At 66.2% G+C, this 15,727-nt stretch carries 10 protein-coding genes; 4 read left to right on the top strand and 6 right to left on the bottom strand.

The genetic code is table 11. The annotated features are described in order from the left end of the window. The first annotated feature begins 45 nt into the window (after positions 1-45). The 3 genes from ACZK4Z_RS09910 (at position 46) to ACZK4Z_RS09900 (ending at position 3,595) form a co-directional block, all read left to right on the top strand. Positions 46-1,251: an acyltransferase family protein gene (locus tag ACZK4Z_RS09910; protein ID WP_478451508.1), complete on the top strand. Its 1,206-nt coding sequence runs from the start codon at positions 46-48 to the stop codon at positions 1,249-1,251. A 78-nt stretch (positions 1,252-1,329) separates the two neighbouring features. Then, positions 1,330-2,310 carry a phosphatase PAP2 family protein gene (locus ACZK4Z_RS09905; protein WP_478451507.1) on the top strand — a complete coding sequence of 327 codons (981 nt, stop codon included), beginning with the start codon at positions 1,330-1,332 and terminating at the stop codon, positions 2,308-2,310. A gap of 127 nt (positions 2,311-2,437) precedes the next feature. Continuing rightward, a complete protein-coding gene (locus ACZK4Z_RS09900) occupies positions 2,438-3,595 on the top strand; it encodes a hypothetical protein (protein ID WP_478451506.1) in 1,158 nt (385 codons plus the stop codon). Between the two features lie 91 nt (positions 3,596-3,686). Here ACZK4Z_RS09900 and ACZK4Z_RS09895 read toward each other — a convergent pair whose 3' ends face one another. After that, positions 3,687-6,599: a VIT domain-containing protein gene (locus ACZK4Z_RS09895; protein WP_478451505.1), complete on the bottom strand. Its 2,913-nt coding sequence runs from the start codon at positions 6,597-6,599 to the stop codon at positions 3,687-3,689. A 131-nt stretch (positions 6,600-6,730) separates the two neighbouring features. Here ACZK4Z_RS09895 and ACZK4Z_RS09890 point away from each other — a divergent pair, with 131 nt between their 5' ends. Beyond that, positions 6,731-7,780 carry a DUF1176 domain-containing protein gene (locus tag ACZK4Z_RS09890; RefSeq protein WP_478451503.1) on the top strand — a complete coding sequence of 350 codons (1,050 nt, stop codon included), beginning with the start codon at positions 6,731-6,733 and terminating at the stop codon, positions 7,778-7,780. Positions 7,781-7,865: 85 nt separating this feature from the next. Here the strand turns inward: ACZK4Z_RS09890 and recJ are convergent, their stop codons facing one another. The 5 genes from recJ to carA all read right to left on the bottom strand — a co-directional run bounded on the left by recJ (position 7,866) and on the right by carA (position 15,697). Continuing rightward, complete coding sequence (recJ, locus tag ACZK4Z_RS09885) at positions 7,866-9,623, bottom strand: single-stranded-DNA-specific exonuclease RecJ (protein ID WP_478451502.1); 1,758 nt, start codon at positions 9,621-9,623, stop codon at positions 7,866-7,868. Positions 9,624-9,783: 160 nt separating this feature from the next. Further along, a complete protein-coding gene (locus ACZK4Z_RS09880; RefSeq protein WP_189719519.1) occupies positions 9,784-10,701 on the bottom strand; it encodes a phosphoglycerate mutase in 918 nt (305 codons plus the stop codon). A gap of 4 nt (positions 10,702-10,705) precedes the next feature. After that, positions 10,706-11,170: a transcription elongation factor GreA gene (gene greA, locus ACZK4Z_RS09875; RefSeq protein WP_026347191.1), complete on the bottom strand. Its 465-nt coding sequence runs from the start codon at positions 11,168-11,170 to the stop codon at positions 10,706-10,708. A gap of 8 nt (positions 11,171-11,178) precedes the next feature. Continuing rightward, the gene (carB, locus tag ACZK4Z_RS09870) at positions 11,179-14,421 is read right to left on the bottom strand and encodes a carbamoyl-phosphate synthase large subunit (RefSeq protein WP_071229307.1); all 3,243 of its coding nucleotides are present in this window, start codon (positions 14,419-14,421) and stop codon (positions 11,179-11,181) included. A gap of 148 nt (positions 14,422-14,569) precedes the next feature. Beyond that, the gene (gene carA, locus ACZK4Z_RS09865; RefSeq protein WP_478451501.1) at positions 14,570-15,697 is read right to left on the bottom strand and encodes a glutamine-hydrolyzing carbamoyl-phosphate synthase small subunit; all 1,128 of its coding nucleotides are present in this window, start codon (positions 15,695-15,697) and stop codon (positions 14,570-14,572) included. Positions 15,698-15,727 lie beyond the last annotated feature (30 nt).

The raw sequence follows: 15,727 nt of genomic DNA, 5'->3' as shown, positions 1-15,727 counted from the left end.
CCTTGGCTGGCAGAGCGTGCAGCTTCCTCCCGAAGCCCGCCGCTCATGCACCGTCGCCACGACTTGGACACCCTGCGCATCGCCGCCTTCGCCCTGCTGATCCTCTACCACGCCGCCATGGCCTACGTGGCCGGCTGGGACTTTCACCTCAAGAGCACCTACACCTCCGAATGGCTGCAGTGGCCGATGATCGCGCTGAATCGATGGCGCATGCCGCTGCTGTTCGCCATCAGCGGTATCGCGCTGGGCCTGTCCCTGCCCGACCGGGGCCGGTTGCAGCACACCCTCCGCCGTGGCTGGCGCCTGCTTCTGCCATTGCTGTTCGGCATCGTCGCCGTCGTGTCCCTGCAGGCCTACTACGAAGCGCTGGACAAGGGCGACGTGGCACCGGGGCTGGCCCGGTTCCTGTGGCGCTACTGGCAGTTCCAGCCGTGGCCGGGCGCGCATTTCAGTGGTGCCGCCTACGGCTTCACCTGGAACCACCTGTGGTATCTGGCCTACCTGCTGCCTTACACCGTACTGGCGGTGGTACTGGCCAGCCTGCTGCGTCCACTGCGCAAGCTGCTGCCAGGCTGGCAGCCGAGCGACCGCCTGCTGGGCGCCTCACTGCTGGTAGTGCCAGTGGCCTGGCTGGCCTGGTCCCTGCTGGTACTGATGCCGCGTTGGCCACCCACCCACGCCCTGCTGGACGACGTTTATGTACATGCCGAGTCGCTGCCGCTGTTCCTCGGCGGCTTCCTGGCGGCACGCTGGCAGCGCGGCTGGGATCTGCTGGTGCGCGGGCGTCGCGTGACCCTGGCCCTGGCGGCGCTGGGGCTCTGCCTGGAGCTGGGCATCCGCGCACTGGCCCGCCTGCCGCATGTGGGCGATCTGGATGCGTGGGTGCTGGCATTGCCGTGGGCCCAGACCGAACGCGTCGGCCGCGCGTTGTATACGTGGTGCATGCTGCTGACCCTGTTCGGCTGGGCGCGGGTGCTGCTGTCCCGCCCGTGGCCAGGCCTGGGCTATTGCGGGGAAGCGGTGTTCAGCTGGTACAGCCTGCACCAGACCGTGCTGATCGTCTTGTTGTACGCGCTGCGACCGTTGCAGCTTGGCCCATGGCTGGAGCCTGCCTTGCTGGTGGCCGGCACGGTCGGCGGCTGCCTGCTGATCCACGAACTGCTGATCCGCCGCGTGCGCTGGCTGCGTCCGCTCTTCGGCCTGCGCGCCGCATCGCCATCGCTGCTCGTGGCACGTGTTGCGCCGGTTTAGAGCCGAGTCCACACTCGGCTGCTTTGGCGCGGTTCTGTTGAGCTGCGCCTGATTACCAACGGATGATGAGGACAACGGATGTTCCAGACCCACTGGCACCTGTGGCTGCAGCAGACTCTCGACAGCGGCTGGATGCTGGCGCTGATGCAGTTCATCAGCATGCTCGGCTATGAAATGGCCTATACCGCGCTGATCCTGGTGTGTGCATTCGGGGCACGCCTTCGCGCTGGCCTCTGCGTGATGCTGGCGGTGCTGCTGATGGCCTGTGCCACGCATGCAATCAAACAGGGCGCCGCCCTGCCCCGTCCCTCCGACGTGGATGCGGCGGTGCTGGACAAGGGCGAGCCTTCGCACCCGTTCGTGGTGGATGGTGGCGGCCACACTTTCTGGTCGCTTCCCGATGCGCAGGCCACCGCCATGCTGCGCGCCCAGCCGCATGCCGACTATGGTTTCAACAGCGGCCACGTAGGCATCACCACGGCCGCAGGCGTTGCGCTGCTGCTGGCGTTCGGCATCCGCCGCCGCTGGCTGCGCTGGACGCTGATGCTGGGCTGGCCGCTGCTGATGGCGCTGTCACGGATGTACCTGGGCCGGCATTTCCTGGCCGACGTGCTGGGCGGATGGCTGATCGGCATCGGCGTGGCTCTGTTGGCATGGCAGCTGATGCCAGGGATGCGCTCAAGCAGGCAATGGCAACTGCCGGTCCTGTTGGGGCTTGGCGTGCTGCTGGCATGGGCGGCGGCGACCACCCACTTCGTTCCAGTTGGTGAAGCCGGGCGACTGCTCGCGCTGGGCCTGCTGGTGGCGTGGATGCAATGGCGCGGCTGGCCGGTGGATCCGAAGAACATCGTGCAGCGGGGGTTGCGCGTGCTGGCTGTGGTGGTGATCTATCTACTGGCACGGCCGTTGATCGATCTGTTCGCCGCGGCCATTCCGCTGCCTGATGTACCGGCGACCGAAGTGCTGTGGCAGACCGTTGGCACGCTGTTGATCCTCGGTGGCGGTGTGGCACTGGCGCGGTGGATGCAGTGGATTCCGCATGGGGTCTCCAAGGTCTGAGACTAACCCTACCTGTTGGTTACCTTCACGGCATTTGCAACTATTCGCATTGGATGTTCCCAAGAACCTTGCGATTCTCCCTGGTCGCCTTCCAGACGGAAGTGGACCTTTGCCCTGGAGACCTGCAATGGATCAATCCGACATCAATATGCTGGCCGCCTTCATTGAATCAGAGGAGGCTGCGCTTGCTGAAGAACGTCAGGGCGACTTCTATCCGAGTTATCACTATCAACTCGCGGCACTCGCACCAAGGGCTGGTAACGGCCTGCCCCAGGATATGCTGCAACGCTTCTACTTCCATTGGCTGCGAGTGGGAGACTGGAAGGTCGCAGGACTTCCGCAGAGAGACTTTCCCATCCTTGTTGCCGCGTACCAGGAGCTCACGAAGCTCCCTGTGGGCTACGACACACGCCAGCCAGGCCTCAGCCTCCCGCATCTCTTCTGCTTCGGCTTCAATGAACATGGCGAGCTGCCAAGCGGTGTGGTTACCAATGCCGCGGATCTGAAACAGCGCACGCGTCTGGTGGAGCACTGCAGGAAGTACCAGTCGTTCCAGGCCCAGCGAGAGAAGGTCGATAAATTTCTGCCATATCGCCCATTTGCGCGAACCATTCTCGAGACAGCTCGGTTCCTGCAACACGATATCAAGGGTATGGGTCGAATCCTCTATTGGGGCATGGCGCTCATTGCACTGCTCGATGAGGACACACGCATCCAGATGACAAACGACCTGATAGCCAGGAACTGGCCCGAAGACAGGGAACGCGGCCACGTGCTCTCCCTGCTTCATCACACCGCCGAGGCGACCCGGCCCCATTGCGCAGCGGACGCCGAGTTCGACGTTCTCTGCGAACATCTGGCGCAGCTGCACGACACCCGGATCATGACGAGCGACGCAGTCCAGTTGGCGCAGCGGGAGGGCTGGCACGTTGACAACATCCGTGATTGGAATGCCAGCATCACCCTCTATCACGGAGGTGAGTACAGCAGCGAGCCGGGGCATCCCCGGATCAGACTTGATCTCAACAGCTGGCCTGATACCCCTTGGTCAATCAATCTGAGCGTCGGCAATGGCTCCTACGTCGCCTACCGGGACGAACCCACCAGCAATGATTTCCAATTGCCGCCAATCATCGGCGCCACGCTTGATTATTTCCCTGAATGGGTCAAGCAGATAAACGCACGACTAGGAATCAATCTGGTTCCAGACACTGGCTCAGCTGCATCTGCCTACAAGAATCGTACGTTGGCTAGACAACTCGACGCATGGATGCGCGGGAAATAGCAGCAGGATTGCGTCGTATAGAGCCGAGCATGGGCTCGGCTCTACATCGAGGCAGTCGAGCAAGCTCGACTCTACATATGCCTGGGGTCGGTCATTTCACCTCGAACTCACCCACCAGCACCGTCTCGGCACGATCCTTCAATCGCATCGTGACCACCTGGTCCTTCTGCTTCGGCGTGCCCCAGTGCGTGGTCAGCCGCAGCATCAGGGTCGTCGCACCGGTCACCAGCTGCTGGCGGCTGCCGAAGTAATTGGCCTCCACCTTGTACTTGCCGGGCTTGGCATTGCGCAGCGAGAACTGCTCGGGGCCATAGCCGCCGGTGAAGTCCTGCGACATCTGCCCGCCTTGGTAGGTCAGGCGGTTGCCGTAGTACGAGCGCTCGCCGTTCGGGTCGGTCACCCACAGGTCCATGTCGCTGTTGTCGGCATCCCACGACAGCACCACGCGCAGGTCCAGCGGCATCGCCTGCAGCAGGCGCGGGTCGATGCTGCGGGTATCCAGCCGTGGCGTGCTGCGTGCCACCAGGTTGTTCAGCTCATCCAGCGCGATCAGGGCGATGCCGTCGAAGCGGTTGTCCCACGGCCGCACCACCACCTGATACAGCGGCGCCAACGCCTGCTGCGGCTTGCCCGCAGCCGCCAGTGCCAGGCCAAGATCGCGGAAGCTCTGCGGTTCTTCCTGGCCCATCGCCAGCACCTGCTCGAACACCGGCACCGCCAGCGCGGGGGCATCCGCCTGCATCAACCGGTAGCCGAGCACACGCAGCAGGTGGCGGTTGTCCAGGTCCATCTCGGCCAGGTTCGACAGCACGCGCAGTGCAAGTTCGCGCTGGCCCTGCTCCAGCAACAGATCGGCCACATCGAGGAAGAACGCGCTGCTGTCGGCATGTGCATCGCGCTCGGCCAGGTAGCGGTCATACAGTTGCGACGCCGGGCCCTGGCGCAGCCGCCGGGCGATGGCCGAATCCGGCTGCCAGGCCGCCAGCTGGATGCCGAGCTCGCCCTCGTTGGCGGCAGCGGGCGCAGCGACACGACCACCAGTGACCGTGATTGAATCCAGGGCCTTGTTCGATGCGGACGCTGAGCGACGTGCACGCGCGCTGCTGGCTTCCATGCGTTGCTCGGCGGCTGCGGCCATCGGTGCCGGCGCGGGCGGTGCCGCGGGGGCCGGCGCAGCGAGCATCGCCACCGGCGCCGAGTCCATCGCGTAATCCGCGGATGCAACTTCCAGCGCCCCGCCCTTCAACTGCGGAGGCGCTCCCTTCGGCCAGCTTCGGTTCCACCACTGCTGGCGCTCCTTCCAGCGTGCGGCAACCTGGTCCAGGCGCTGGCGATCGGCGGCGGCGCGATCGCTCACCTGCCGTGCGAAGCGGGCATCGTACTCGGCGCGCAGTTTGCCGGACGGGCGGATCGCGTAGCGCAGGTAGTCCTCCAGGGTTTCCAGCACGATCAGCGAGGTGTCCGGTCCGACCTGGCCGAACTGCTGCGACAGCAGTTGCATTGCCTCGCGGTTGCCTCGGCGGTCGGCGCCGAGTTGCTGCAGACGGGCCTGCGCCCACAAGCCGGCCAGCAGCTCACCGTCGTCACTCTTCTGCGTTGCCGGCAGCGCCTGCCATTCACCGCCGCCCACGCGCACCCGCATCGGCACGCCGTCCGCCGCAAGGCGGGCATGCAGCCATAGCCAGCCTTCGGCCTCGCTGCGACGATCGATCACAACATCCTGTACGCCACGGCCCGCATCGACCTGCACGTCCAACGGCGACGACAGCAGTTCGCGAGCGGCCGCATCAACATCCTTGCCCAGCGCGACAAAGCGACCGCCATGCGCTTCGCTCCAGCCGCGCAGGCGCACTACATCGGTTCGCGCACCAGCACTGCTGACCGCGAACAGGCGCTGCTGCGGTGCGAGTGCTGGCAGTGCTTCCGGTCCATAGGTCAGCAGGCCATCGCTGACCAGCAGGTATTCCTTCACGCTCGGTTGCGGCTGCCACTGCGCCAGCGCGCTGGCACCGTCAGGGCGTACGGCCTGCAGTGCTGCACGCAGCTCGCTCCAGTTGCCTGCACGGACACGGAAGCGACGCATCGGTTCGGCACGGTCACGCAGCACGGTCAATGCCACAGTGCCGTCACCCAGCGCTGCGAAATAGCGATCCAGCAAGGCGAACTCACGTGTGCGATCGCGCTGGCCCGCCGAACCGGAACCGTCCCACAGCAGGCCGATTTCGCTGGGAAGCGTGCGCGGCGTGCGGCTGACCGTCACCGGCAGCTGCGCCAGCAGGTAGTGACCATCCTGCCAGGGTGCCACCTGCACCTGTGCCTGACGTGCCGCCGGCAGGCTCCACTGCAGCTGCGCCGGCAACTGCGCGCCCCTGCCCTGCCACTGCAGCCGGCCTGCGTTGATACGGAACGGAGCCGTACCTGCGGTGGCCGCTTCCGGCGCCTGCAGCTTCAGCTCAACCGATGCAGCGCCAGCGGCGAACTGCAGCGGCAGCGTCCACTGCCAGCCCTGGCCGGCGAAGGCCAGCGGTTCGCGAATCACCAGCTGCACGCGTCGGCTGCCACCGGCCGGCAGCGGATAGATGCGCAGGCGGAACTGGTTGCCGGCGGTCTGTTCCAGCAGGCCCGGGTCGACACCGCGGCGGGCGATTTCCTCGAATACCTGGCGGCCACGGTCCTTGGGCACCGGCACGGCGTCACGCAGTTCACCGTTGATGTCCAGCGCGAAGCCCGTGATCTGCTGGCCATCGGCCAGCGGGAACTGCAGCTCGCCCTCCAGCACGCGCCGGTTCGGGTTATGGAATTCGAGGGTGATCCGGGTCTGGGCGACGCCGGCCTGGACCTCGCCTTCGATGCGGGCGCGCTGCAGTTGCACCGGCTGTTCGGCGGCGGGCGCAATCAACAGCGGGGTGGTGGCTTGCGGCCTGGCAATGCGTGGCGACTGAGCGCCGACAGGCCCGGCCGCGAGGGCCAGCAACAACACAGCGCAGCAACGGACGAAGACCATGACAGGGCTCCAGAGGGATCGTGGACATTTGAACGCACGGACAGCCGGAATGGGGTTGGACCGTGCGCGGCTTTTCTTTGCCCGCATCCACAGGCACCATGCCCCACGCTCCCACACGCGCAAGGATGCCGATGCGATTGCCCCTGCTGGCCACTCTGTTGGCACTGGCCTGCCCCCTGACGGCCCTTGCTGCGGCTCCGGCCAAAAGCCTGTATTTCCAGCACCACGACTGGGTCGTGGCCTGTGACAACACCTTGACCTGCCGCGCCGCCGGCTACGCCACCGACGATGACAGCACCCTGAGTGTGCTGCTCACCCGCAAGGGCGGCCCGGATCAGGCCATCCAGGGCCGCCTGACGCTGCAGCCGGAAGAAGGCCAGACCCAGCCCAAGGGCGCGCTGCATCTGCGCATCCAGCAACAGGACCTGGGTGTCCTTGCTCCCTTGAAGAGCGCAGGCAGGCACAGCTTGACTGCTGCGCAGACCAGCGCACTGCTTTACGCATTGGTGCGCGGCGGTGGAATCAGCGTGACCGATGGCGCTGGCCATCGCTGGCCGCTGTCGGACAAGGGTGCCGCAGCGGTACTGCTGAAGATCGATGAGTACCAGGGCCGCCTCCGCACGCCCGGCGCCGTGATGCGCAAGGGCAGCATGCCTGAATCCAGCGTCCCCGCCGCACTGCCGGTGCCGGTGGTGCGCAAGGCCGCCACCCTGGACTCGACCCCGGACGACCCGGCGTTCGCGCGGCTGGCCGCCTCACCCGCCCTGCGCGCAGCACTGCGTGCCACGCTGGAGGACGACAGCTGCGAAGGTCTGCAGGAAACTGATGCCGACGTTCCGCTCAGCAACTCCCCGCTGCAGGTCCGGCGCCTGGACGCGCAGCATGTGCTGGTCACGGTCCCGTGTTGGCGCGGGGCCTACGACATCGGCGATGGCTATTGGGTCGCGCGCCCGCAGGCGCCGTTCCAGGCGCAATGGGTGACCAGCGATGCCATCGACTACGACGATGGCCAGATCATTGCCGCGCAGAAGGGCCGCGGCCTCGCTGACTGCATTTCGCACGCAGCCTGGACGTGGGACGGGACGAACTTCATCGCGACGTCGGAGGTGGCACCTGGGCTATGCCGGGGCGTGCCAGGGGGCACCTGGGAACTGCCGATGCTGGTCAGCGAGGTCCGCTGACGTCACAGAAAAAGGGGACGGAGGGGATTAAGTCGCTTGTGCCTTGTTTGCCACTTGCGACTTAATCCCCTCCGTCCCCTTTTTCTCAAGCAGGCAGGCAGTGCTCGACGATCAGTTGGATGGCGCTGCCGCCGCGATAGTCGTCGCAGGCCAGTCGATAGGCCAGATGCACATGACGGCCGGGTGCGTTGCCGTGCCAGCCGCCGAAATGGATCGCGTTGATCGTGCCGGGTACACCGGGCAGGCGCAGTTCCAGCTTCAGGTGGCGCTCTTTCAACACGCGCCAGTTGGCCACTTCGAAGTGGCCATCGAACAGCGGCTCGGGGAAGCCCTGGCCCCACGGTCCAGCCAGGCGCAACGCATCGGCGTGGCGATGGTCGAGCTCGTCTGCGGCCAGTTCGCCGTCGCTGAGAACCTGCTGCTGCAATGCTGCGGGGTCGAGCATTTCCAGCACGACAGCCACGAAGGCCGCCTTGAAGTCATCGACGTGATCCAGCCGCAGGCTGAGGCCGGCCGCCATGGCGTGACCACCGAAACGTTCGATCAGACCCGGATGCCGCGCATCGACCAGCGCCAGTGCGTCACGGATGTGCAGGCCGGGAATCGAGCGCGCCGAGCCACGCAGCGTGTCGGCACCGGGTTCTGCAGGCGCGAAGGCGATCACCGGGCGATGCAGGCGATCCTTCATCTTCGACGCGACCAGGCCGACCACGCCCGGGTGCCAATCGGCGTCGAACAGGCAGGCCGCCACCGGTCGCTGGCCGGCCATGTCCAGCACCACGCGGGTCAACGCCTGCTCGGCGTCGTCAGTCATCGACTGCTGCACGGCGCGCCGTTCCGAATTGATCTGCTCCAGCGTCTGCGCGATCTCGCGCGCCTGGCGCGGGTCTTCGGTCAGCAGCAGCGCGATGCCCAGCGCCATGTCTTCCAGCCGGCCCGCCGCGTTCAGGCGCGGGCCGAGTGCGAAGCCGATATCGGTGGCGGTCAGTCGCGCGGCATCACGGCCACTGGCTTCGATCAGCGCACGCAGGCCGACACAGCCCTGCCCTGCGCGTAGACGGCGTAGGCCCGCACTGACCAGCGCACGGTTGTTCGGATCCAGTGCCACCAGGTCGGCAACGGTGCCCACCGCCACCAGGTCCAGCAGCGTGGTCAGGTCCGGCCCCTTGCCATCGGCAAAGACGCCGGCCTCGCGCATCTGCCGGCGCAGCGCCATCAGCACGTAGAAGATCACGCCGACACCGGCCAACGACTTGCTGGGGAAGGCATCGCCGTCCAGATTCGGATCGACGATGACATCGGCAGGCGGCAGCTGCGGACCGGGAAGATGATGATCGGTGACCAGCACCTGCCAGCCACGCGCCTTGGCCGCGATGACACCCGCGTGGCAGGCAATGCCGTGGTCGACCGTGACCAGCAGATCCGGCTGCAGCTCGGCCAACTCCTCCACCAGTGAAGGTGACAGGCCATAGCCGTGCACCATGCGGTTCGGCACCGCGTGGAAGACATGCTGCGCGCCGAGCATGCGCAGGCCACGCACACCGACCGCACAGGCGGTAGCACCATCGCAGTCGAAATCGCCGACCACCAGGATGCGCTTGTCGTTGGCGATGGCCTCGACCAGCAGGCCTACTGCATCGTCGATGCCGGTCAGCAGCTCGGGCGCATGCAGGCTGCCCAGCTTCGGCAGCGCCAGCTCCGGGGTACCGGCACCGCGACTGGCGTAGAGCCGCGCCAGCAACGGCAGAGTGCCCTCCGGCCAGTTGGCGGGCGCAACCGCATCGCGGCGGCGGATCGTCGGCGTATCAGAGGAGGGCTGCACGGCATCGGCGGCAAGGGACATCGGCATCGCCGGTTACGAAAGACAGAGGGATGATACCGCGCGTGGGAGAGGCTGGCGGGATTGCGCCCGGCTCCTGCGGTAGTGCCGGCCGCTGGCCGGCAACCCCGGCAAACGTCCAGGGTCAGAGCCGTTTTCCGATGGAAAACGGATCCGATCCCGCTCAATCGTGAAGCTGCCGCGGCTTTTTCCAGAACTGCCAGCGCTGGCCACGATCCAGCTGGAACTGCAGGCCATCCTCGAAATCCAGCACCAGTCGCTGCAGCTCGCCGCGTTTCAGCGCGGCCAGCAGTGGCCGGATCGCATCATTGCCGAGCTGCTGCAGGGAGCGCAGCTGGCGCAGGTCGACCAGTGCATCCACCGCCTGCTCGCCATCCACGGCCACGCCCGCCGCCAGAGCCAGGCCCTGCAGCAGGGCATCACGACTGCGCACCTGCGCATGCGCCGTGCTGACCGACACTGGCATCACGCCACCGCCCCAGAACCACAGCGAATTGATCGGCTGTTGTCCCTGCGCGGCGCGCTGCTGGTTCCAGGAATGGTTGTGCAGCAGCACCTGCGCTTCGGTCATGAGCGCCCGCCAGCGGCGACCGCCCTCGCCTTCCGGCAGGTGCGAGAACAGGTCATCGCCCAGCACCTCGTCCGGACTGTCGAAGTCCGGCAGGGCCAGGTCGATCGGAAGCCGCAGGTACCAGCGCGAGGGGTCGGGCGCGTCGAGCACGAACCCGGCATCGGCGAACAAGGGCTGCAGCACCGGCAGCAGGGCCAGGCAGTCGGCCAGCGTCGGCCGCAACGTTTCGCCGTAGGCCATCATCCGCGCGCCGTGCATGTCCGGCACCATGCAGGCCGGATCGGCACGCAGCCAGCACGCGCCGGCAGCATCGCCGACGTCACGCTGGCGGCTCAGTGCGGCCACCGGCCAGTGCGGCGCAGCGACCGTGAAATGGCGCTGCAGCTGTGCCCGCTCGCCGGCTTCGAACTGCGAGGCGTTGGCGCGGCCCAGGGCACGCGCCACGTCATCAGGCAGCGCAGCCGCGGCAAAGCGGCTGCGCGCGGGCAACAGCAGGGTCGCCGTTGCCACCGGGTCAGTCCACGTAGCTGACGCTGACGATCTCGTACTCGCGCTGGCCTGCCGGGGCGTCGATCACGATCGAATCGCCTTCCAGCTTGCCGATCATCGCGCGCGCCACCGGCGAAGAGATGGCGATCAGGCCCAGCTTGATGTCCGCTTCCAGGTCACCGACGATCTGGTACTTCTTCTCTTCGTCGGTTTCCACGTCGGCCAGGGTCACGCTGGCGCCGAACACCACCTTCGAGCCGGCATTGAGCTTGCTCACGTCGATGATCTCGGCGTGCGACAGCTCGCCTTCCAGCTGCTTGATGCGGCCTTCGATGAAGCCCTGCTCCTCGCGCGCGGCGTGGTACTCGGCATTTTCCTTCAGGTCGCCATGCTCACGCGCTTCGGCGATGGCCGCAATGACCTTCGGGCGCTTGACCGACTTCAGGTGATCCAGTTCGTCGCGCAGCTTCTGCGCGCCCTTCATCGTGATGGGGGCTCTCATGCATTCAACTCCTTGTGCAGCTCCTGCAGCGACCAGACGGGGCCGGTGCCGCGGAATTCCAGTGAATCCACCAGCGCCTTGGCGCCGGCAATGGTGGTCGAGTAGGTGACGCGATGCTGCAGCGCCTCGCGACGGATCGAGAACGAGTCGTTGATCGCCGAACGACCTTCGGTCGTGTTGACGATGTAGACGATCTCGCCGTTCTTGATCGAGTCGACGATGTGCGGACGGCCTTCGACCACCTTGTTGATGATCTCGCAGTCCATGCCGTGCTGCTGCAGCCACGCGGCGGTGCCACGGGTGGCGACCAGGCTGTAGCCACGCGCCAGCAGCGCCTTGGCCACCGGCAGAACGCGCTTCTTGTCCGGATCGCGGACCGAGACGAAGGCCTTGCCGACCGGCGGTGCCTTGATGCCACCGGCCTCCTGCGCACGCGCGAAGGCAGCGTTGAAGGTGCGGCCGACGCCCATCACCTCACCGGTGGAGCGCATCTCCGGCCCGAGGATCGGGTCGACGCCCTGGAACTTGGCGAACGGGAAGATCGCCTCCTTCACCGAGTAGTAGTCCGGCACGATTTCCTTGGTCGCGCCCTGCTCGGCCAGGGTCTTGCCGGCCATGCAGCGGGCGGCGATCTTGGCCAGCGGCATGCCGGTGGCCTTGGACACGAACGGCACGGTGCGCGAGGCACGCGGGTTCACTTCCAGCAGGTAGATGGTGTCGGCACCTTCATCGCTGGTCTGGATCGCGAACTGGGTGTTCATCAGGCCGACCACGTTCAGGGCCTTGGCCAGTTCCACCACCTGGCGACGCAGCTCGGCCTGGGTTTCAGCCGACAGCGAGTACGGCGGCAGCGAGCACGAGGAATCGCCCGAGTGCACGCCGGCTTCTTCGATGTGCTCCATCACGCCGCCGATCAGGACGTTGCCCTGGGCATCGGCAATGATGTCGACATCGCACTCCACGGCATTGTCGAGGAAGCGGTCCAGCAGCACCGGCGAATCGTTGGACACCTTCACCGCGTCGCGCACGTAGCGGGCCAGGTCGGCTTCGCCGTAGACGATTTCCATCGCACGGCCGCCCAGCACGTAGCTCGGGCGCACCACCAGCGGGTAGCCGATCTCGCGGGCCAGCAGCAGGGCTTCCTGGTCGTTGCGGGCGATGCGGTTCGGCGGCTGCTTCAGGCCCAGCTTGTCGACCAGCTGCTGGAAGCGCTCACGGTCTTCAGCCAGGTCGATGGAGTCCGGGCTGGTGCCGATCACCGGCACGCCGTTGGCTTCCAGCGCGCGCGCCAGCTTCAGCGGGGTCTGGCCGCCGTACTGCACGATCACGCCCTTCGGCTGTTCCAGTTCGACGATTTCCAGCACGTCTTCCAGGGTCAGCGGTTCGAAGTACAGGCGGTCGGAGGTGTCGTAGTCGGTCGACACGGTTTCCGGGTTGCAGTTGACCATGATGGTTTCATAGCCATCCTCGCGCAGCGCCAGTGCCGCGTGCACGCAGCAGTAGTCGAACTCGATGCCCTGGCCGATGCGGTTCGGGCCACCACCCAGGATCATGATCTTGTCGCGGTTGCTCGGCGCGGCCTCGCACTCGTCCTCGTAGGTCGAGTACAGGTAGGCGGTGCCGGTGGAGAACTCACCGGCGCAGGAATCCACGCGCTTGTAGACCGGGCGCACCTTGTGCGCACGACGCAGCGCGCGGATGGCGGCTTCGTTGGTGCCGGTCAGCTGCGCCAGGCGCGCGTCGGAGAAGCCAGCGCGCTTCAGCTTGCGCAGGCGGGCGGCGTCCAGCGCGTCGATGCCACCGGCAGCGACGTCGGCTTCGGCCGCGATGATTTCCTCGATCTGGTCCAGGAACCAGTGATCGATGAACGACAGTGCGTAGATCTCTTCCACGCTCATGCCGGCACGGAACGCATCGGCGACGAAGAACAGGCGCTCCGGGCCCGGGGCCTTCAGCTCGCGGCGCAGGGTCTGCAGGTCTTCTTCATTGCTCAGGTCCAGGCCGGTCGGGTCGAAGCCGACCTTGCCGGTTTCCAGGCCACGCAGCGCCTTCTGCACCGACTCCTGGAAGGTACGGCCCATCGCCATCACCTCGCCCACCGACTTCATCTGGGTGGTCAGGCGGGCGTCGGCAGCCGGGAACTTCTCGAAAGCGAAACGCGGGATCTTGGTGACGACGTAGTCGATCGACGGCTCGAACGAGGCCGGGGTCAGGCCACCGGTGATTTCGTTCTTCAGTTCGTCCAGGGTGTAACCCACGGCCAGCTTGGCGGCGACCTTGGCGATCGGGAAGCCGGTGGCCTTGGAGGCCAGCGCCGAAGAACGCGACACGCGCGGGTTCATCTCGATGACGACCACGCGGCCGGTCTTCGGGTTGATGCCGAACTGCACGTTCGAGCCACCGGTATCGACGCCGATCTTGCGCAGCACGGCGATGGAGGCGTCGCGCAGGCGCTGGTATTCCTTGTCGGTCAGGGTCTGCGCCGGGGCCACGGTGATCGAGTCACCGGTGTGCACGCCCATCGGGTCCAGGTTCTCGATCGAGCAGACGATGATGCAGTTGTCCGCGGTATCGCGGACCACTTCCATCTCGAACTCCTTCCAGCCCAGCACCGACTCTTCCACCAGCACTTCGGTGGTCGGCGACAGTTCCAGGCCGCGGCTGACGATCTCGACCAGCTCTTCGCGGTTGTAGGCGATGCCGCCACCGCTGCCGCCCAGGGTGAAGCTGGGGCGGATGATGGTCGGGTAACCGACGCGGGTCTGGATCTCCAGCGCTTCGTCCAGGGTGTGGGCGACGGCGGCGGTCGGGCATTCCAGGCCGATCTCACCCATGGCGACGCGGAACAGCTCGCGGTCTTCGGCCATGCGGATCGCTTCGCGTTTGGCGCCGATCAGCTCGACGTTGTACTTCTCCAGTACGCCGTTGTCGGCCAGGTCCAGCGCGCAGTTCAGCGCGGTCTGGCCACCCATGGTCGGCAGCAGCGCATCGGGCTTTTCCTTGGCGATGATCTTCTCGACCGTCTGCCAGTTGATCGGCTCGATGTAGACGGCGTCGGCCATCTCCGGGTCGGTCATGATCGTGGCCGGGTTGCTGTTGACCAGCACCACGCGGTAACCCTCGTCACGCAGGGCCTTGCAGGCCTGGGCGCCGGAGTAGTCGAACTCGCAGGCCTGGCCGATGACGATCGGGCCAGCACCGATGATGAGGATGGTCTTGAGGTCAGTGCGCTTGGGCATTTTCTTCTCTAAGTCAGTACAGCGTGACAAGGGGGGTGATCGCACGCTGTCGATCAGGAATCTTGATCCGCAGCACCGCGCCAGCGGCAGCAGCGATGCGGGGTTTACGGTCCATCGCGACGCCACCGGCGGGCCGGCGGCGTACTGATCACGCCTTGGCCTGCTCCATCAGCACCACGAAGCGGTCGAACAGCGGACCGACATCGGTCGGGCCCGGCGACGCTTCCGGGTGGCCCTGGAACGAGAACGCCGGCACGTCGGTGCGGGCCACGCCCTGGTTGGTGCCGTCGAACAGCGAACGGTGGGTCACGCGCAGGGTCGGCGGCAGGGTCGCTTCATCGATCGCGAAGCCGTGGTTCTGCGAGGTGATCATCACCCGGCCGCTGTCCAGGTCCTGCACCGGGTGGTTGGCACCGTGGTGGCCGTGGCCCATCTTCATGGTCTGCGCGCCCGAGGCCAGGCCCAGCAGCTGGTGGCCCAGGCAGATGCCGAAGGTCGGGATCTTCACCTCGATGAAGGTCTTGATCGCTTCGATGGCGTAGTCGCACGGTTCCGGGTCACCCGGGCCATTGGACAGGAACACGCCGTCCGGCTTCAGCGCCAGCACTTCGGCGGCCGGGGTCTGTGCCGGCACCACGGTCACTTCGCAGCCACGCTCGGCCAGCATGCGCAGGATGTTGGTCTTCACGCCGAAATCGTAGGCCACGACCTTGTACTTGGCCGGCACGCTGACGAAGGCGTTGGCATCCAGGTCCAGCTGGCCCTCGGTCCAGGTGTAGGTCTTCTCGGTAGTGACGACCTTGGCCAGATCCATGCCCTTCAGCCCCGGGAACTTGCGGGCGGCTTCCAGTGCCTTTTCCACGTCGATGTCACCGGCCATCAACGCACCGTTCTGCGCGCCCTTCTCGCGCAGGATGCGGGTCAGCTTGCGGGTGTCGATGCCGGCGATGGCGACCACGCCACGCTGGATCAGCCAGTCCTGCAGCGACACCTGGCTGCGCCAGTTGCTGGGACGGCGGGGAACATCGCGCACGATCAGGCCGGCCGACCACACCTTGGACGCTTCATTGTCCTGGTCGGTCATGCCGGTGTTACCGATATGCGGATAGGTCAGCGTGACCATCTGCCGGGCGTAGGACGGGTCGGTCAGCACTTCCTGGTAGCCGGTCATGGCGGTGTTGAACACCACCTCACCGACGGACAGGCCGGGCGCGCCTACGGATTCGCCCTCGAATACGGTGCCGTCTTCGAGGACGAGGATTGCGGCTTGGGTCACGGGAATCTCACTTTGGCTACCGAGGGGGCT

The organism is Stenotrophomonas sp. 71799_Sma, from assembly GCF_056482505.1.
The sequence above is the reverse complement of the archived record's forward strand: the minus strand, read 5'-3'. Positions and strand labels throughout refer to the sequence as shown.